The organism is Yoonia vestfoldensis DSM 16212 (genome assembly GCF_000382265.1).
GTDB classification, from domain to species: Bacteria; Pseudomonadota; Alphaproteobacteria; order Rhodobacterales; family Rhodobacteraceae; genus Yoonia; species Yoonia vestfoldensis.
Window position 1 is genome coordinate 146,971 of sequence record NZ_KB907976.1, and the last position, 19,198, is coordinate 166,168.

Annotated in this window: 18 protein-coding genes; 16 read left to right on the forward strand and 2 right to left on the reverse strand. The window is 60.1% G+C overall.

From position 1 onward, the window contains the following. Window positions 1–73 precede the first annotated feature (73 nt). Window positions 74–625 (forward strand): ActR/PrrA/RegA family redox response regulator transcription factor, encoded by a 552-nt coding sequence (locus H147_RS0105380; protein ID WP_026352273.1) that lies wholly within the window; start codon window positions 74–76, stop codon window positions 623–625. Here the strand turns inward: H147_RS0105380 and ppsR are convergent, their stop codons facing one another. Next, the gene (gene ppsR, locus H147_RS0105385; RefSeq protein ID WP_019954330.1) at window positions 626–2,050 is read right to left on the reverse strand and encodes a transcriptional regulator PpsR; all 1,425 of its coding nucleotides are present in this window, start codon (window positions 2,048–2,050) and stop codon (window positions 626–628) included. Window positions 2,051–2,085: 35 nt separating this feature from the next. Next, the gene (locus tag H147_RS0105390; protein WP_245541106.1) at window positions 2,086–2,886 is read right to left on the reverse strand and encodes a cobalamin-dependent protein; all 801 of its coding nucleotides are present in this window, start codon (window positions 2,884–2,886) and stop codon (window positions 2,086–2,088) included. Window positions 2,887–3,154: 268 nt separating this feature from the next. Between H147_RS0105390 and bchF the strand changes: the two genes are divergently transcribed. The 15 genes from bchF to H147_RS0105465 all read left to right on the forward strand — a co-directional run bounded on the left by bchF (window position 3,155) and on the right by H147_RS0105465 (window position 19,159). After that, a complete protein-coding gene (gene bchF, locus H147_RS0105395; RefSeq protein ID WP_019954332.1) occupies window positions 3,155–3,667 on the forward strand; it encodes a 2-vinyl bacteriochlorophyllide hydratase in 513 nt (170 codons plus the stop codon). Continuing rightward, window positions 3,664–4,944, forward strand: a complete 1,281-nt coding sequence (locus H147_RS0105400) for a ferredoxin:protochlorophyllide reductase (ATP-dependent) subunit N (RefSeq protein WP_019954333.1) — start codon at window positions 3,664–3,666, stop codon at window positions 4,942–4,944. The genes bchF and H147_RS0105400 overlap by 4 nt, the downstream gene beginning before the upstream one ends. Further along, window positions 4,941–6,464 (forward strand): ferredoxin:protochlorophyllide reductase (ATP-dependent) subunit B, encoded by a 1,524-nt coding sequence (gene bchB / locus H147_RS0105405; protein WP_019954334.1) that lies wholly within the window; start codon window positions 4,941–4,943, stop codon window positions 6,462–6,464. Before H147_RS0105400 ends, bchB begins: the two co-directional genes overlap by 4 nt. Next, the gene (locus H147_RS0105410) at window positions 6,454–9,996 is read left to right on the forward strand and encodes a magnesium chelatase subunit H (protein ID WP_019954335.1); all 3,543 of its coding nucleotides are present in this window, start codon (window positions 6,454–6,456) and stop codon (window positions 9,994–9,996) included. The genes bchB and H147_RS0105410 overlap by 11 nt, the downstream gene beginning before the upstream one ends. Window positions 9,997–10,033: 37 nt before the next feature. Continuing rightward, the gene (bchL, locus tag H147_RS0105415; RefSeq protein ID WP_019954336.1) at window positions 10,034–10,930 is read left to right on the forward strand and encodes a ferredoxin:protochlorophyllide reductase (ATP-dependent) iron-sulfur ATP-binding protein; all 897 of its coding nucleotides are present in this window, start codon (window positions 10,034–10,036) and stop codon (window positions 10,928–10,930) included. Then, window positions 10,930–11,622 carry a magnesium protoporphyrin IX methyltransferase gene (gene bchM / locus H147_RS0105420; RefSeq protein WP_019954337.1) on the forward strand — a complete coding sequence of 231 codons (693 nt, stop codon included), beginning with the start codon at window positions 10,930–10,932 and terminating at the stop codon, window positions 11,620–11,622. Before bchL ends, bchM begins: the two co-directional genes overlap by 1 nt. Continuing rightward, a complete protein-coding gene (locus tag H147_RS0105425; RefSeq protein WP_019954338.1) occupies window positions 11,619–13,049 on the forward strand; it encodes a PucC family protein in 1,431 nt (476 codons plus the stop codon). The genes bchM and H147_RS0105425 overlap by 4 nt, the downstream gene beginning before the upstream one ends. Window positions 13,050–13,068: 19 nt before the next feature. Continuing rightward, the gene (gene puhA, locus H147_RS0105430; protein ID WP_019954339.1) at window positions 13,069–13,842 is read left to right on the forward strand and encodes a photosynthetic reaction center subunit H; all 774 of its coding nucleotides are present in this window, start codon (window positions 13,069–13,071) and stop codon (window positions 13,840–13,842) included. Between the two features lie 53 nt (window positions 13,843–13,895). After that, the gene (gene puhB / locus H147_RS0105435) at window positions 13,896–14,534 is read left to right on the forward strand and encodes a photosynthetic complex putative assembly protein PuhB (protein ID WP_019954340.1); all 639 of its coding nucleotides are present in this window, start codon (window positions 13,896–13,898) and stop codon (window positions 14,532–14,534) included. Between the two features lie 45 nt (window positions 14,535–14,579). Next, window positions 14,580–15,017: a photosynthetic complex assembly protein PuhC gene (gene puhC, locus H147_RS0105440; RefSeq protein WP_019954341.1), complete on the forward strand. Its 438-nt coding sequence runs from the start codon at window positions 14,580–14,582 to the stop codon at window positions 15,015–15,017. Between the two features lie 51 nt (window positions 15,018–15,068). Next, window positions 15,069–15,365, forward strand: a complete 297-nt coding sequence (locus tag H147_RS0105445; protein ID WP_026352274.1) for an O2-dependent cyclase accessory protein — start codon at window positions 15,069–15,071, stop codon at window positions 15,363–15,365. After that, window positions 15,362–16,480: a magnesium-protoporphyrin IX monomethyl ester (oxidative) cyclase gene (gene acsF, locus H147_RS0105450; protein ID WP_019954343.1), complete on the forward strand. Its 1,119-nt coding sequence runs from the start codon at window positions 15,362–15,364 to the stop codon at window positions 16,478–16,480. The genes H147_RS0105445 and acsF overlap by 4 nt, the downstream gene beginning before the upstream one ends. A gap of 82 nt (window positions 16,481–16,562) precedes the next feature. After that, window positions 16,563–17,348 (forward strand): putative photosynthetic complex assembly protein PuhE, encoded by a 786-nt coding sequence (gene puhE / locus H147_RS0105455; protein WP_019954344.1) that lies wholly within the window; start codon window positions 16,563–16,565, stop codon window positions 17,346–17,348. A gap of 5 nt (window positions 17,349–17,353) precedes the next feature. Further along, the gene (gene hemA, locus H147_RS0105460) at window positions 17,354–18,571 is read left to right on the forward strand and encodes a 5-aminolevulinate synthase (RefSeq protein ID WP_019954345.1); all 1,218 of its coding nucleotides are present in this window, start codon (window positions 17,354–17,356) and stop codon (window positions 18,569–18,571) included. A gap of 111 nt (window positions 18,572–18,682) precedes the next feature. Further along, window positions 18,683–19,159: a c-type cytochrome gene (locus tag H147_RS0105465; protein WP_019954346.1), complete on the forward strand. Its 477-nt coding sequence runs from the start codon at window positions 18,683–18,685 to the stop codon at window positions 19,157–19,159. Window positions 19,160–19,198 lie beyond the last annotated feature (39 nt).

Consider the following 19,198-nt stretch of genomic DNA (forward strand, 5'->3'; position numbering starts at 1 on the left):
CGATCGGCAGGTCGCCGTTGACGGGGTGTCGCCGCGGCCTACTTATTGGGCAGAAAGATCAAGGATGGCACGCATGACTACCGAACCATTGGACCTTGGCGACGACAAATCGCTGCTTTTGGTTGATGACGACGACGCTTTTCTCAAACGATTGGCCAAGGCCATGGAAAAGCGCGGGTTCGAGGTGGAAATGGCGGGATCTGTCGCAGCTGGCAAGGCGATCGCGACGGCCCGGCCCCCGGCTTATGCCGTCGTTGACCTCCGGCTGGAGGATGGTAACGGGCTTGATGTAGTCGAGGTCCTGCGTGCGCGGCGCCCTGAAAGCCGGATCGTCGTGTTGACAGGCTACGGAGCCATCGCGACAGCGGTCGCCGCAGTCAAGATCGGGGCGACGGATTACCTTGCCAAGCCTGCCGATGCCACCGACGTGACCAATGCGCTGCTCGCCCTGACGGACACGCTGCCGCCGCCGCCTGAAAACCCGATGAGCGCGGATCGTGTCCGTTGGGAACATATCCAGCGCGTATATGAATTGTGTGATCGGAACGTGTCGGAAACCGCACGGCGTTTGTCGATGCACCGTCGCACCTTGCAGCGGATATTGGCCAAACGTAGCCCGAAATGATCAGGTATCGTCGGTTTCGCGTATCAGCAGATCATATTTGCGCAGTTTGACGTAAAGCGACTGGCGCGACAGGCCCAACATCTCGGCCGCGGCGACGCGGTTGTTCATGGTCAGGGCAACGGCGGTTTCGATGCACATCTTTTCGACGACATTGGTGGTTTCGGCCACGATGTCCTTGAGAGTGGCACTGCCGACAAGTTCGACGACCGACCGCATGCTTTCGTCATTGCTGGGCAGCATCGCGCCACGGCTTGTGTCGGCGTGGTTTGAATCGCGCATCACGAAGGCAAAGACGGAATGGGTTCCGGCATGCAGTTTGGTTACCGAAATCTCGACCGACCGGGGGCTGCCGTACTGTCCTGCGATCCGTGTCGCGTAGATCCGCATCCGGCCCGCGCGGGTCGCGTTTTCCGTCATGATCTTCAGATCGACAGTGCCGCGTTGCAGGTAATCGGCCAGGCTATGACCACGCACGTTGATGTCATGGGCCACGTCGATCAGGTTCAGAAAGGCATCATTGGCCGACAGGACATCGCCGCTTTCGGATGCAAAGACGATGGCTTCGGGTCCGCTGATATACAGATCCTGCATGTTATGCGCGAGATTGTCCGCCTTGAGGTTGTTGTCGTCGTCCGGGACGATCCGGCATAGCAAGAGGCGTTCGCCGGCGGCGCGAAACAGCGTCGGCGCCAGCCTGACGGTTTTGGATTTGCCGCGCAGTTCGATCTTGAACCCGTCCGCGCGTTCCGACATCGCCAGCGTCGTCAGCGATTCAATCAGATCGCCACGCTTGCGGTTGTCGAAACAACTGGTCAAGGAATTGCCGATCAGATCATCGCGGGATCTGTCCAGAAGGGTCGCGGCGGCGGCATTGGCCTCGGTGATCTCGCCGCTTTGGACAGAGATGAACAGCACGGGTTCGCTCATGCTGCCCAACAGGACGCGGAACCGTGTGTCGAATTCGCGCTGCACCTCATAGTCGCGTTCCAGCGCAAGCTGCGCCTTGATCAACTGCTGCTGCATTTCTGAAATCGCACGCAGGTCGCGGCCCAGCATCAGCACCGAACCGTCCGGGGCGATCCGGTGAAAGCTATAGCGGACAGGCGCATCCCAATCACTGACTTCGCGCGAATGGTTCAGCTCGACCGGCCTGACATCCGCCTTGCCGGCCAGGAATTCCGCGAGACGGCGTTCAAATTTCGCCCGGTCCTCTGCGACAAGCGAGTCGCGGATGTCCTTGCCTTCCCAATGTTCGAGCACCAGAAAAGACGGATGATTTGGATTGACGATGACAGAAAGCACCTTGAAGCTTTCGGAAATCACGATGGCAAGGTCGGCCACATCTGCGATGATATCGCCAAGAATTTCGGGCGCGATCAACGGGATTGCCCCACTGTTCCAGAATTTCGCACCACGCGAAGTCATGGCAGTGTCCCTTCGGGCAAAGTGATCTGCATTGTCTAGACCTCGCGCAGCGGTGGCGCGGCGGTCAGATATTTTGTTGTCAGCCCGCAAAGCTCTAACGCCTCGCTTGGCACAATTGTCGCATAATCCGCACCCGTCAAAGCCGTGACGTCATAGTAAGTTTCGACCTCGAGGATGGTTCCACCTATCACGATAGGAGTAGTCGTCTTGGAGGCGGTGCGAATGACGTAGACAATACGTCGCAGCGATTCAAGACTTTCGCCGGAAGAAGATGAAATGAACACAGCATCATAGCTGGTGTTTGACAATTTCTGAGCAAGGTCTTTCAGGTCTGCGCCCAGCATGAGCCGCACCGACAAACCCTTGCGGCGCAATTGCCCGCTCAGCACCATTGCGCCCAGCGTGTGGTGGACATCCTGACCGACGATCAGCAGGATCGACGGCGCGGCGGGGTTCGCTGATTGATCGCCCGCCCATTCGGGACCGAGGTCGCGCAGCATCGCTTGCAGCCGTGATACCCCGATCGTGACCGAGGCAAAGCTCAACATGTCAGTGCACCAATCTTCGCCCAGTTCGCGGGCCAGTTCGGGAATATAAAAATCGGCCAGATCATCCCGCGCTATGCCTGCTTGAAGCGCCGTTTGCAGGACGGCGCTGCAATCTTCGCGGCTGATCGACAGGGCGGCGGCGCGCATCGCGGCCATGATCTGCATATCCAGCTTTCGCGTTGCGAAGGGCACCAGTGTCAGCCCGGCACCGGGCATTTGTGCAATCGGGTCCGGAAGCTGGCGAGAAATGTTTTCCGCCAAGACGTCTATGTTCCGGCGATCAGCCATGTCCGCTCCCGTTTTTGACTCGCGAAAGCGCGTGTCTAAAGTATAGCGACATTGTCTGTCTTGTGAGACATAATGTCAAAGTAAATTGACACTATAGCAAAAACTACGCTGGGAAGTTCATATAAATAGTTGATTTGTATGTTATAAATTACTCTTTGAGGGGTGGCGCGACGAACTGACACAAGGGGTGATAAAGGTGTAAGTTAAAGTTGACACATGCCCCCAAACGCCCCTAATCTGGGTTCAGTCAATATCAGGAGCCCCGTCCATGTCCGTGTCAGTCACCGCATCAGAAAGCGCCTCTGGTCGCGCTCGCCCTGCGGCGGTCCGGCTTTATTCCGATGCCGAACGGGCGCGGCGGGACAACACCCGCTGGACCTTGGTGCAGGGGATTCTTGCGCCGGTGCAGTTCCTTGTCTTCCTGATTTCGCTGGGTCTCGTGTTGCGGTATCTGGCCACCGGCGCAGGATACGAGGCGGCGACCATATCCATCGTGGTCAAGACATTCTTTCTGATCGTGATCATGATTACCGGCGCGATCTGGGAAAAAGTCGTTTTCGGTCAATACCTTTTCGCCCCTGCCTTCTTTTGGGAAGACGTGTTCAGCTTTGTCGTGATCGCGCTGCATACCTGGTACATGGTGGCGCTGCTGACGGGCGCGATGACACCTGACGCGCTGATGTATGTCGCGCTTGCGGCCTATGCCACATACGTCATCAACGCAGGCCAGTTCCTGTGGAAACTGCGGATGGCCCGCCTTGATGCAGAGGGCCGCGCATGAACGACCTGACCCCCTCCAACGGCGGTTGCCGGAGCGCACCCGTTCTCAAGGAACGCGGCCAGCGCGAAGTGTTCTGCGGCCTGACGGGAATCATCTGGCTTCATCGCAAGATGCAGGACGCATTCTTTCTGGTCGTCGGCTCGCGCACCTGCGCCCATCTGCTGCAATCGGCGGCTGGCGTGATGATTTTCGCCGAACCCCGATTCGGCACCGCGATCCTTGAAGAAACCGATCTGGCGGGGATGAAGGATGCCCATGTGGAGCTTGACCGAGAGGTTGCCCGCCTGCTCGCCCGCCGTCCCGACATCCGGCAGTTGTTCCTTGTCGGGTCCTGCCCGTCCGAAGTGATCAAGATCGACCTGTCACGTGCTGCGGAACGCCTTAGCCAGATCCATGCCCCTCATGTGCGGGTGCTGAACTATTCCGGCTCGGGGATCGAGACAACGTTTACCGAAGGCGAAGACGCCTGTCTTGCCTGCATGGTTCCCGTGCTGAAAACGACCGAAGCCCGCGAATTGCTGGTCGTCGGCGCGCTGCCCGATGTGGTCGAAGACCAGATGCTGGCGCTGCTGTCGGATATGGGCGTTGGTCCTGTCCGCCTGCTGCCTGCCCGCCGCATCGACGACACGACGGCGGTTGGCCCGAATACTGTTTTCGCCCTGGTCCAGCCTTTCCTTGGCGAAACCCATTCCGCGCTGGAGCGGCGCGGCGCACGCCATCTGGCGGCTCCCTTCCCCTTTGGCGACGAAGGCACAACCGCCTGGTTGCGTGCCATCGCCACCGAATTCGGCGTCAGCGACGAAACGTTCGAGGCCGTCACCGCCGCCCCGCGTGCACGCGCCCGTAAGGCGATTGCGCAAGCCGCCGAGGTGCTGCGCGGCAAATCGGTCTTCTTCTTCCCTGACAGCCAGTTGGAAATCCCGCTCGCGCGTTTCCTGACCCGCGAATGTGGCATGACCGCGATCGAGGTGGGCAGCCCTTATATCCACGACGCGCTGCACGGTCCCGACCTTGACCTGTTGCCTGCCGGTCCGCAGATTTCCGAAGGGCAGGACGTGGACAAACAGCTTGACCGCGCCCGCGCGGCACGGCCCGATCTGACAATCTGCGGCCTTGGCCTTGCCAACCCGCTGGAGGCGGAAGGCCTGTCCACCAAATGGGCCATCGAACTGGTGTTCACGCCGGTGCATTTCTACGAACAGGCGGGCGATCTGGCCGGTCTCTTCTCGCGCCCGCTGCGCCGCAAGGCTGTCCTGCATCTGGAGGCCGCCGAATGAAGCTGACCGTCTGGACATATGAAGGCCCGCCCCATGTCGGCGCGATGCGCGTCGCCACGGCGATGAAGGGTTTGCATTACGTCCTGCACGCCCCGCAGGGCGACACCTATGCCGATCTTCTGTTCACCATGATCGAACGGCGCAACCACCGCCCGCCTGTCAGCTACACGACCTTTCAGGCGCGCGATCTGGGCGCAGATACTGCCACCTTGTTCAAGAAATCCTGTCAGGATGCCGTCGACCGGTTCCAGCCCGAGGCGATCATCGTGGGTGCGTCCTGCACCGCCGAACTGATTCAGGATGATCCCGCAGGCCTGTCGGAAACGATGGGCCTGTCCATTCCCGTCATCCCGCTGGAACTGCCCAGCTACAGCCGCAAGGAAAACTTCGGCGCGGACGAAACATTCTACCAGATCGTCAAGGCGCTGGCCAAACCGCAGGACCGGACAGGGCGGGTGACCTGTAATATTCTGGGCCCCACCGCACTCGGCTTTCGCGCGCGCGACGATGTCGAAGAACTCACCGGCCTTCTGTCCGACCTTGGCGTGCAGGTGAATGTCGTGGCCCCCTTGGGTGCGACGCCATCCGATATTGCCCGCCTGCCTGCCGCGCATTTCAACGTATTGTTGTCGCCTGAAACGGGCGAAGCCGCCGCGCGCTGGCTGGAAAAGACCTATGCCCAGCCGTTCACGAAAATCGTGCCCATCGGTGTCGGTGCCACCCGCGATTTCATTGCCGAAGTCGGCGACATCATCGGCAAACCCGTCCTGATCGACGAATCCCGCCTGCGGATGCCGTGGTGGTCGCGGTCGGTGGACAGCACCTATCTGACCGGCAAGCGCGTCTTCATCTTTGGCGACGGCACCCATGTCGCTGCCCACGCCCGCATCGCGCGCGATGAAATGGGGTTCGAGGTGGTCGGCATCGGCTGCTACAACCGCGAAATGGCGCGGCCTGTGCGTGCATTGGCCAAGGCTTATGGCCTCGAAGCGCTCATCACCGACGATTATCTGGAGGTCGAGGCCGCGATCGAGGCGCTCAGCCCCGAAATGATCCTTGGCACCCAGATGGAACGTCATATCGGCAAGCGTCTGGGCATCCCTTGTGCCGTCATTTCCGCGCCCGTCCATGTGCAGGATTTCCCCGCCCGCTATTCCCCGCAAGTCGGGTTCGAAGGTGCCAACGTCATCTTCGACACGCTTATTCATCCGTTAGTCATGGGTCTGGAAGAACACCTGCTGACCATGTTCCGCGACGATTTCGAATTTCACGACGACGCGGGTGCCAGCCACCACGGCGGCAAGGCCAAAGCCAAGGTCGAAGCGGTCGCAGAAGAAGCCCCCGCGCCGCAGGAAGACAACATCATCTGGCTGTCCGATGCCGAAAAGGAACTAAAGAAAATTCCATTTTTCGTGCGTGGGAAGGCGCGGAGAAACACTGAAAACTATGCGGCGGAGAAAGGTCTTAGCCAGATCAGCCTCGATACGCTTTATGAGGCAAAGGCCCATTATGCGCGATAGTACAGACAATAACACCTTCCGGTTCGTGATCCTGACCTTGGATTCGCATTCCGCCGGTCCTGCAACGCGGGTCAGACAGCGGTTGGTCGATGACTTTCCCGGTCTTGAAATCTCGATCCATGCCGCTGCCGAATGGGGCGAGAACCCCGCAGCCTTGCTTGATGCGCAATACTCGGTAGCGCATGCCAACATCATCGTCACGAACCTGCTGTTCCTTGAAGAACATACCGCCGCGATCATCCCATCGCTTGTTGCGCGTCGTGACGCCTGCGACGCGATGATCAATGTCATTGCCGATAGCGATATCGTCAAACTGACGAAAATGGGCGATCTGGACATGTCCAAGCCCGCCAGCGGGTTGATGGGTCTGCTCAAGCGGCTGAAACCCACTGCCAAGGCCAGCAAATCCGGCGAAAGCCAGATGAAAACCCTGCGCCGCCTGCCAAAGATCCTGCGCCTGATCCCCGGCAAAAGCCAGGATCTGCGCAACTGGTTCCTGTCGATGCAATATTGGCTGGGTGGGTCGGACGACAATATCGAACAGATGATCCGCATGCTGGTGTCACGGTATGCCAAAGGGCAGAACTGGAAACCCGTCAAGGTCAAAGCCCCCATCGAATATCCCGATGTCGGCGTCTATCATCCCGATCTGCCCGGCCATCACATCAGCACCGATATCGCTGATTTGCCCAGCCCTGCCGCGCCGGTTGCCACAGTCGGCATCCTGATGCTGCGGTCCTATATCCTGTCGTCGGATTGCGCGCATTACGATGCGGTGATCCGTTCTTTCGAGGAAAAAGGGATGCGCGTCATCCCCGCCTTTGCAGGTGGCCTTGACGGTCGTCCCGCGATCGAGGCGTATTTTGCCGGGCGCGTTGACGCCATGGTCTCTCTCACCGGTTTCTCGCTTGTTGGCGGGCCTGCCTATAATGACAGCGATGCTGCGGTCTCTCTTCTGAGCGAAATAAACGTCCCCTATATTGCAGCGCAGCCACTTGAATTCCAGACGCTGGGCCAATGGGCCAGCAACGCGCAGGGCTTGGGTCCGATTGAAACCACCATGCTGGTGGCCTTGCCGGAAATCGACGGCGCTACCAATCCGACTGTTTTTGCTGGTCGTCACGGTGGCGATGGATGTCAGGGCTGTTCGCATATGTGTCCTGGCCAGTCTGACTGCAAAGCAATGGCGCCATGTCTGGAACGGATCACAAGTCTGACCGAGAAAACCTTGCGTCTGGCAAAGTTGCGCCGCAAGGCAAATGCCGACAAAAAGGTTGCTGTCGTCCTTTTCGGCTTTCCGCCGAATGCCGGTGCCGTTGGCACGGCGGCGTACTTGGCTGTGTTTGAAAGTCTGTTCAACACGCTGACGCGGATGAAAACGGACGGGTACAAGGTTGATGTCCCTGACAGCGTGGATCATCTGCGTGCCTTGATCCTGAAAGGCAATGCGCAGCAATATGGCCAGGAAGCCAACGTCGCTGCCCATGTCGATGTCGATACGATCGTGCGCACGACGCCACCGCTGAAGGTGATCGAGGCGGCATGGGGCCCCGCCCCCGGCAAGATCCAGTCCGACGGGCGCGGTGTGTTCGTTCTGGGCTATAATTTTGGCAACGTCTTTGTTGGGGTCCAACCTGCCTTCGGCTATGAAGGCGACCCGATGCGCCTGCTGTTCGAGCGCGGCTTTGCACCGACCCATGCGTTCGTGACCTTCTATATGTGGCTGCGCAACACGTTCGAGGCCGATGTCGTGCTGCATTTCGGCATGCATGGTGCGCTGGAATTCATGCCCGGCAAACAGGCAGGCCTTGGAGCGCGCGACTGGCCGGACCGCCTGATCGGCGAGATGCCGAATGTTTATCTTTACGCCGCCAACAACCCGTCCGAGGCGTCCTTGGCCAAGCGTCGGTCCAATGCGATCACGATCACCCATCTGACACCGCCTTTGACCACCGCGGGCCTTTACAAAGGTCTGGCAGAGCTGAAAGACAGCCTGACCCGCTGGCGCGAAATGCCCGCCGAGGACCATCAGCGCGGCGATCTGGAACAACTGATCCGTGATCAGGCCAATGCGGTCGATATGAACGCACGCGATATCGGCACGCTCTGGTTGAAGCTGCTGGAAACCGAAGGGTCGCTGATCACCGAAGGCTTCCACGTCGTAGGCAAGCCGATGTCGGATGCTGCGCGCGCCGACATGATCCGCCTGATGCCAAAGGGCCAGGCTGCCAATCGTGCTGCCGAACTGCTGAAAGAAGACCACGAATTGCCTGCCTTGATGCGGGCGCTGTCCGGCCACTACATCGCCCCCGTGCCGGGTGGTGACCTGATCCGGTCGCCGCAGATTGTGCCCACGGGGCGCAACATCCACGCCTTTGACCCGTTCCGCATGCCCACCGCCTTTGCGATTTCCGAAGGCCGCAAGCAGGCTGATCTGCTGCTGGAAACCCACCCCACCTTCCCGCGCACTGTTGCGCTGGTGCTGTGGGGGTCCGACAATATCAAATCCGACGGCGGACCGATTGGTCAGGCGATGGCCTTGATGGGGACAGTTCCGCGCTTTGACAGCTTTGGCCGTCTGGCCGGGGCCGATCTTGTGCCCTTGGAAAAACTGGGCCGTCCGCGCATCGACGTCGTCATGACGCTGTCGGGCATCTTCCGCGACCTGCTGCCCCTGCAAACCCGCATGCTGGCAGAGGCTGCGTTGAAATGCGCGCAGGCCGACGAACCGCTTGACCAGAATTTCATCCGCGCCCATGCGCTAACCTATGCCCGCGACATGAATTGCGATCTGGAAACCGCCGCCTTGCGCGTGTTTTCCAACGCTGAAGGTGCCTACGGCTCCAACGTCAACCAGTTGGTCGACAGTTCCGCCTTTGGCGACGAGGACGAGCTGGCCGATGCCTACGAGGCCCGCAAATCCTTTGCCTACGGCGTCAACGGCAAGGCCACGCAAAACCCCGGTCTGCTGCAAAAGGCGCTGAAAGACGTTGATCTGGCCTATCAGAACCTTGAATCCGTCGAATTGGGTGTGACAACCGTTGACCATTACTTCGACACGCTTGGCGGCATCTCCCGCGCCGTGAAACGTGCCAAGGGCGGCGTGTCTGCCCCCGTATATATCGGCGACCAGACGCGCGGATCGGCCAAGGTCCGTACCTTGCAGGATCAGGTTGCACTGGAAACCCGGAGCCGCAGCCTGAACCCTAAATTCTACGAAGGCCTGCTCAAGCATGGCCACGAAGGTGTCCGCCAAATCGAGGCGCAGGTCACCAACACGATGGGCTGGTCGGCGACAACGGGCGAAGTGGAGCCTTGGGTCTACCAGCGCCTGTCGGAAACCTTTGTGCTGGACGATGTCATGCGCGAACGGCTGGCGGCGTTGAACCCGCAGGCGTCGATGCGGATGGCCAACCGCCTTCTCGAAGCCTCGGACCGCAAATACTGGGCGCCGGATGCCGCAACGCTGGCAGCGCTGCAAAACGCCGCCGACGCGCTCGAAGATCGTATGGAAGGGATCGCAGCAGAATGACCCCTTTCGCAATGAATGTAACGGAAAGGAGGCTCCTATGAGCCCCAGAGACGAAATCCCCAACCTGCGCGGTCAAGACGGCGAAGGATCGGTGCAGGTCCATCAGGACGACGACACCAAGATCGAAGGCGCAAAGGTCTTTGCCGTCTATGGCAAAGGTGGCATCGGCAAATCGACGACATCATCGAACCTGTCGGCGGCCTTTTCCAAGCTGGGCAAGCGCGTGCTGCAGATCGGTTGCGACCCCAAACATGACAGCACGTTCACGCTGACCGGCACCCTGGTCCCCACGGTGATCGACATCCTCAAAGAGGTCGATTTCCACGCCGAGGAATTGCGCCCCGAAGATTTCATCTTTGAAGGCTATAACGGCGTGAAATGCGTGGAGGCCGGCGGCCCCCCCGCAGGCACCGGTTGCGGCGGTTATGTCGTTGGCCAGACGGTGAAACTGCTGAAACAGCATCACCTGCTGGAAGACACCGATGTCGTGATCTTTGACGTGCTGGGCGATGTGGTCTGCGGTGGCTTTGCCGCCCCGCTGCAACATGCCGACCGTGCGCTGATCGTCACTGCCAATGATTTCGACAGCATCTATGCGATGAACCGGATCATCGCAGCGGTGCAGGCGAAATCGACCAACTACAAGGTGCGTCTGGCCGGTTGTGTCGCCAACCGCTCCAAGGCCACGGACGAGGTGGACCGCTATTGCGCCACCGTCGGTTTCAACCGCATCGCGCATATGCCCGATCTGGATGCGATCCGCCGCAGCCGCCTGAAAAAGAAAACATTGTTCGAAATGCCCGACGACCAGGACGTCGTGATGGTGCGTGCGGAATACATCCGCCTTGCCGAAACGCTCTGGAACGGGACAGAGGCGCTGGCCCCGGCACCGTTGCCTGATCGTGAAATCTTTGAATTGCTTGGGTTCGATTGATGACCGAATACGCCGCCACACGTGACCGGGTCGAACACTATTTCGACCGCACCGCGACCAAGGTCTGGGAACGGCTGACGTCCGACGCGCCGGTGTCGGGCGTGCGGGCGACCGTGCGCGCAGGCCGCGACCGGATGCGCGCGCTGATGCTGGCGCAATTACCGGGCGATCTGCGCGGCGCGCGGATCCTCGATGCCGGTTGCGGCACGGGGGCGATGGCGGTGGAACTGGCGCAACGCGGGGCCGATGTGGTGGCGGTCGATATCTCGCCTGCGCTCGTGGAGATTGGCGCAAAGCGGATGCCAAAGGATTTGCCAGGCACGATCACCTGGGTCGCGGGCGATATGCTGGATGCGACCCAGGGCAGTTTCGACCATGCCTTGGCGATGGATTCGCTGATCTACTACACCGCCCCCGATATCGCGGCGCTGCTGGACCGCGCCGCGCCCCGGATCAACGGCAAATTCGTGTTCACCCTTGCGCCGCGGACGCCCGCGCTGATGCTGATGTGGCGCGCGGGAAAGTTGTTCCCGGCCGCCGACCGCAGCCCTGTGATGATCCCGCACACGACCGCAGGCGTCGCCGACGCCTTGCGCATGGCGGGCGTCAAAGGTGCCTTGCGCGATGTCGAGCGGGTCAAATCGGGTTTTTACATCTCAACCGCGTTGGTCTTTGAAAGGGCACGCAAATGATTTTCAAGGCGTCGGCACTCAAGCGTATTTCGGTCAACCTGCTCCCCTTCAGCGACGCGGTCAGCGATGACCTGCCGCTGGGCCAGCTGTTGCGCCTGTCGCTGTTCCAGGTGTCGGTGGGCATGGCGGCCGTGATGCTGCTGGGCACGCTGAACCGTGTCATGATCGTTGAACTGAACATCGCCTCGACGCTTGTGGCGATGATGATCGCCATTCCGGTGCTGGTCGCACCCTTCCGCGCACTGGTGGGGTTCCGGTCCGACAATTACCGTTCCGCCATTGGCTGGAAGCGTATTCCCTACCTCTGGTTCGGGACGATGTGGCAGTTCGGTGGCCTTGCCATCATGCCGATGGCGTTGCTGGTATTGTCCGGCGATCGGACGCTTGATGTCGATTGGGCCGGCTATGTCGGTGCGGGCCTTGCGTTTTTGTTGACCGGCATCGGGATGCATATGACGCAGACCGCCGGTCTGGCGCTGGCCGCCGACCGCGCGACCGAGGAAACGCGGCCCAAGGTCGTCGCCCTGCTTTACGTCATGAACCTTGTGGGCATGGCCTTTGCCGCGCTGATCATCGGCGCGCTGTTGCGCGATTACAGCGCCTTGCGGTTGGTGCAGGTCGTGCAGGGCACGGCCGTCATCACGCTGCTGCTGAACCTGATCGCGCTCTGGAAACAGGAACGCGTCACCCCCATGACCAAGGCCCAACGCGAAGAACCCGGCCCGACCTTCCGCGATGCATGGGCTGATCTGGCCAAAGGCGGTGATGCCGGCCGTCTGCTCGCGGTCGTGTTTCTTGGGACGATGGCCTTCAACATGCAGGACGTGCTGCTCGAACCCTATGGCGGCGAGATCCTTGGCCTGTCTGTCTCTGCCACGACGTTGCTGACGGCGATGTGGGCCTGCGGCGCACTGGTCGGTTTCGCGGTCGCCGCGCGCTGGCTTGCGCGGGGCGATGATCCGTTCCGGATGTGCGCGCGCGGCATCTTGGCCGGTGTCGTGGCCTTCTGCGCTGTGATCTTTGCCGCGCCCGTCGGTTCGTCCGCCTTGTTCTATCTGGGTGCCGGTCTGATCGGTTTCGGTTCCGGCCTGTTCGGAGTGTCCACCCTGACCGCCGCGATGACCATGCCGACCATTGGTCGCGCCGGTCGCGGTCTGGCCCTTGGCGCCTGGGGGGCTGCACAAGCCACCGGTGCCGGGCTGTCCATCTTTATCGGGGGCACCCTGCGTGACCTTGTAAACCATGCCGCCGGGAACGGCACCTTGGGAGAGGCGCTCGCCACGCCTGCCACGGGGTATTCGGTCGTCTATCATACCGAAATCGCCCTTTTGTTCATCACCCTGATTGTGCTGGGGCCGCTTGTGCGGTTGCAGCCGATAACCTCACGGGGGTCTGCCAAGCTGGAATTGTCAGACTTCCCGACCTGAAAGCCGAAAGGACCACACCATGGTTGGCAACACATTCTTTGGAAACTTCGATCTGGCGAGCGCAGCAATCTGGCTTTTCTGGATCTTCTTTGCCGGACTGATCTACTACCTTCAGACCGAGAACATGCGCGAAGGCTATCCGCTGGTCGATGAAGAAGGAAAAGCCGCGCCGAACCAGGGGTTGTTCCCGGTCCCTTCCGACAAGACATTCCACCTGCGCGATGGTCGTGGCGAGCTTGCAGTGCCAAGCGGTCAGCGCGGTGATCGTCCCGATCTGGCGCTGGTGCAATCGTCCCGCGCGGCGGGTTCGCCCTATATTCCGACCGGTGACCCGATGATGGACGGTGTCGGCCCGGCGTCCTGGGCTCCACGGCGCGACACACCCGAACTCGATGCTCATGGCCATGCCAAGATCAAACCAATGTCGCAATTGTCCGACTTCATCCTGTCCGCAGGGCGCGATCCGCGCGGCAAGGTTGTCGTGGGCGGTGATGGTGAAATCGTCGGACGGGTGACCGACATGTGGGTCGACGTGCCTGAATCGCTGGTGCGTTTCCTGACTGTCGATTTGAACCCCGAAGGCAGCGGCAAAACCCGCCTGATCCCGATCAACATGGCACGGATCAAGGGGGATCGCGTCGTCGTCCGGTCGCTTTATGCGCATAACTGGGACAGCATTCCCGTGACCAAGTCACCTGATCTGGTCACCCTGCTCGAAGAAGAAAAGATCATGGGCTACTTCGCCGGTGGCACGCTTTACGCGTCGGCCGAGCGTCTGGAACCTGCTCTGTAAACAAGTCCGGCCCCGGCTCGCCACCGGGGTCCACCAACCTGAGGGAACATAAAATGAGCCACGACGATTTCGCAGTTGAACCTATCCCAGGGCTGCCTGAAAAGCTGCCCGCCGACGAATACATCATCTGGCAGGGATCGCCCGACCACAACGCCCTCGCGCGCGAGGCTTTGTCGCTGCGCTGGGTGGCAGGCTACTTTGTCCTGCTGACGATCTGGCGCGTCGGCGCATCTTCGGCGGATTATCCGCTGGGTGTGTCGGTGATGCATGGCGTCCCCTTCGTGATCGCGGGTCTTGTCGCTTGCGGTCTGCTGTATCTGATCGCCTATGTGCAGGCGCGTGCCACGATCTACACGCTGACGAACAAGCGCGTGGCGATGCGCATCGGTGCGGCGCTGACCATGACGCTGAACCTGCCCTATACATGGATCGGCACTGCCAAGCTTGACCTGCGCTCCGGGGGCACGGGCACGCTGGCCTTTGAACTTATCGGTGATACACGGGTATCCTATCTGATGACCTGGCCGCATGTCCGGCCTTGGTACATGTCGCGGACCCAACCTGCCCTGCGCTGCATTCCCGATGCTGAAAACGTCGCGCGCATGTTTGCAACGGCGGCGGAAACACGCATTTCCCAGCCGATTGTCGCGCGTGTTCAACCAGATGGCGGCAACGCCGTCGCAGCGGAGTAATCGACAATGTCAGAGCTCGTTCAATTTGCGAAACTTCAGCGGCAAATGCGCGCCGATCCCGGCGAGATGGTGCCAAAGCGCCTCGCGTTCACGATGTTTGCACTGATGTTTCTTTGTGTGGCGCTGGTCGCTTATGCAAAGGAAAACGACGTGCCGAAAGTCGGCGTTCTTGTCGAGGCACCGATTGTCGATCAGCTCGAGATTGTCGTGACCGGCGACCGTGTTGGCGTCTATACTGTGCATGACACCGACGGAAACCTGTTAGTGACGTCATCGGATCATCTGGCCGGATTTATCGGCGTCATCGGGCGCGTGATCGAACGCGACAGAAAGGTCAGTGGCGTCACGGGCAACCCGTCAATGATGGTCGTGCGCCGCGACAACGGCAACATTTCGATCATCGACGACAGCGTCGGTCTGACCGTCGAACTGATCGGTTATGGCAAAGACAACGTTGCAGCTTTTGCCAAGCTGCTGGACTGAAACTGCGGGCAGGCTAGCCCCCTGCGCGCGATGATGTGAAAGGGAACTCACATGGGACTATTTTTGAGAGAGACGGAAACCGCGCCTTGCACGGTGACCATTTCGCACCGCTTCGAGGAACTGTCGGCGCATGTCCGGCTGGACAACGGCGCTGTGATCTATCCGGGGGATACCGTGCAGGTGCAGGGGCCGGAAATCATGGCCGCCTTCGGTGAACTGATCGAGGAAAAGCGCACCGCTGTCATCACACGTGCCAGCAAGATCGAACAGCTCTGGACCCGCGCGACGGGCGATTTCGAATTCATGGAACTCTGCGAGTTTTCCTTTAGCGACGAGGTGCTGTCATGAACATGCATTCATCCACTGCCGCCACCGCCGAAGAGGCGATTGCCGCACAAGAGGCCCTGCCACCGCTGACCAACGAAGAAGCGACCAAGGTCGCGATGTCCAATACGCTGCTGACACCACGGTTCTACACCACCGATTTCGCCGAAATGGATGCGATCGACGTGACGCCCGTGCGCAAGGATTGGGACGCGCTGATCGGTCAGATGAAGGCCGACCCCAACAAGGGGCATTTTCGCAAGAATGAAGACTGGGATCACGTCGATTGGGACGGCATGGAGCCCAAGCTGAAAAAGGAATTCATCGATTTCCTGATCTCGTCCTGCACGGCTGAATTCTCGGGCTGCGTGCTCTATAAGGAAATGAAACGCCGCGGGTCGAACAAGGACATCACCGAATTGTTCCAGCTGATGGCGCGGGACGAGGCCCGCCATGCCGGTTTCATCAATGATGCCCTGCGCGAGGCCGGGATCGCCGTGAACCTCGGGTTTTTGACGCAAGCCAAGAAATATACCTATTTCCGGCCCAAATTCATCTATTACGCGACATATCTGTCAGAAAAGATCGGCTATGCGCGCTATATCACGATCTATCGCCACCTTGAGGCGCATCCCGAATACAGGTTCCATCCGATCTTCAAATGGTTCCGTGAATGGTGCAACGACGAGTTTTCGCATGGCGAGGCGTTTGCCCTGCTGCTGAAAACCGACCCGAAGTTGACCGAAAGCCGCATGAACAAGCTGTGGATCAAATTCTTCCTGACGGCGGTGTTTTCCACCATGTGGGTGCGCGACCACCAGCGCCCTGAATTCCACAAGGCGCTGGGCGTCGACCCCGCCTGGTACGGGCAGGAAGTGTTCCGCAAGACATCCGACATTTCGCGTCAGGTGTTCCCGATGGTGCTGGATATCGACCACCCGCGCTGGATTCCTGCGCTGAACCGGATGCAGGACGCCAATGTGCAGATCGCGGCAGGGCGCAAGCAGGGCGGTGTCGGCGGGTGGATGAAACGGATGGCCGGATCGGCCAAGGCGGCGACGGCCTTTGTCGCGCTGCTTACCATCCCGGTCGTGAAAAGCGACGTTCCGGAAAGCCCCATCATGGCCCCGGCCTACTGATGGCGTGGACGGTTTCCATCCTGAAAACCGGTGGAGGCGCTGCCTCCACACCTCCGGGATATTTGTGCTCGGAAGATGAAACATGACCGGCGCGGTGATAGCCATCATCGCGGCGATCTTTCTTTGGTGGTTTTCCACCGGGATAATCCTGCTTGCGGTGCGCAAAGCCGACCGCAGCGGGTTTCATCTGGAGACCGTTCTGGCGGGTCTGCCGCTGCTGATCGTGGGTGTTTGGGCCGTCGCGATGTCCTTGACACGGACCGACGTGGCGGGCGTCTATATGGGGTTTCTCGGGGCGCTGGCCATCTGGGGCTGGATCGAGCTTGCGTTTCTCGCGGGTATCGTGACAGGCCCGGTGCGCGATGCCTGCCTTCCTGGCCTGTCGGGCAAGCCGCGTTTCTTTCGCGCCTTTGGGACGGTTGCCCACCACGAGTTGCTGTTGACTGTGGGGCTTTTGGGGCTGGTTCTGGCCTCTGGCGGGGCGGACAACCGGATGGCGGTGGCGACCTATCTGATCCTGTATCTTGCCCGTATCTTTGCCAAGCTGAACCTCTTCTTCGGGGTGCCACGGATCAATATGGAATTCGTGCCGCAACGCCTGGCGCATCTCAAAAGCTATTTCCGGCGTGGTCCGGTGACACTGGCCTTTCCGGTTGCCATCACCGCGCTGACGGCGTTGCTTGCGGTCTGCACAGAGCGGCTTTGGTTCGCAGGGTCTGATGCGACCATCGTGGGCTATGGTCTGTTGACCGCGCTGGCAGCACTTGCCCTTCTCGAACACTGGTTGATGGTGATCCCTCTGCCTGATGCGAAACTCTGGCGTTGGATGTTGCCCGCGCCCAAAACGATGCCCAAAGAAGAAAGATAAGACCGATGGATTTTGACGCCCTTTTCAATGTGCAGCTCGACCAGCTCAAGGCCGATGGCAACTATCGTTACTTTGCCGAACTGGAACGCCAGTGCGGCAAGTTTCCGCGCGCGGCCAACCACGCAGCCGATGGTGCCGTGCGGGATGTGACGGTCTGGTGTTCGAACGATTACCTTGGCATGGGGCAGCATCCTGCGGTGATCGGTGCGATGTGCGAAGCGGTGCAGCGCACCGGCACCGGATCGGGTGGCACCCGCAACATCAGCGGCACCAACCACGATCATCTGTTGCTGGAACGCGAACTGGCCGATCTGCACGGAAAGGAAGCGGCGTTGTTGTTCACATCGGGCTATGTGTCCAACTGGGCGGCGCTGTCGACCCTGGGCAGTCGGTTGGAAAACTGCGTGATCCTGTCGGATGCGGGCAACCATGCGTCGATGATCGAAGGCATCCGTCATTCGCGCGCGCAAAAGGTGATCTGGAAACACAACGACTATCGCGATCTGGAAATGAAGCTGCGCGCCTTGCCCGCAGATGTCCCCAAGATCGTCGCCTTTGAAAGCGTCTATTCGATGGACGGCGATATCGCCCCCATCCGGCAGATCGTCGAAGTTGCCGAGAAATACGGCGCCATGACCTATCTGGACGAAGTCCATGCCGTCGGCATGTATGGTCCGCGCGGCGGCGGTGTGAGCGAACGCGAGGGTCTGGCCGACAGGATCACCCTGATCGAAGGCACGCTGGGCAAGGCCTTTGGCGTGGTCGGTGGCTATATCACCGGATCAGCCGCCCTGTGCGATTTCATCCGCAGCTTTGCGTCCGGGTTCATCTTTACCACCGCATTGCCGCCAGCCGTCGCGGCGGCGGCGCGGACGTCGATCGCCTATCTCAAGGAATCAGAGATGGAACGTGCCCGCCAGCGCCGGCAGGTCGCGCGTCTGCGCGCTGCACTGGACCGCGAAGGCATTCCGCACATGCATAACGACAGCCATATCGTGCCGGTTCTGATCAAGGACCCGGTCAAGACCCGGATGCTGGCCGATTACCTGATGCGGGAATGGGATATCTACGTGCAGCCGATCAACTATCCCACGGTGCCTAAGGGCACGGAAAGACTGCGTTTTACGCCATCGCCGTTGCATTCTGACGAAGATATCGACCACCTGATCAATGCGCTGCGGGTGTTATGGAAACAATGTGCATTGGCCCATGCCGTCGCCTGAAAATCTTCACACATTCTTTTGTATGCGGGGGTAGACCGATGCACAGGATGCATTACCTTGCACCTCGACTGGGGCAACGGTCACAGAATCAGATCGAAAAGGAATACGATCATGAAAAAGTTCACAATCGCCGCAGCGTTCGCCGTTCTGGCCGCGCCGGCTTTCGCGCAAGATCTCACGCCAACACTTGGTGATGTCGCCAGGGGCGAAGAGCAATTCAACCGTCAGTGCGTGGCTTGCCACATCGTCGCTGACGCTGACGGCAATGTTCTTGCCGGCCGCAACTCTCGCACAGGGCCGAACCAGTATGGTCTGATCGGCAGGCTGATTGGCACTGATCCCGAATTCGGCAACTACAGCGACGGGCTTGTCGCGCTTGGTGAGGCCGGCGAAATCTGGAACGAGGAAAACTTTGTCGGCTACGTACAGGACCCGACAGGCTGGATCCGCGAAAAGCTCGAGGATCGCCGCGCCCGTGGCCGGATGGCGTATCAGGTCCGCGCAGAAGAGGATGCTTATGACCTCTACGCCTACCTCGCGACGTTCTCTGACCTGGAAGCAAGCGCAGAAGAGACAGTGACCCAGTAACACCGGGCACTTGACTGATCACAAAAGGCTGTCAGCGAA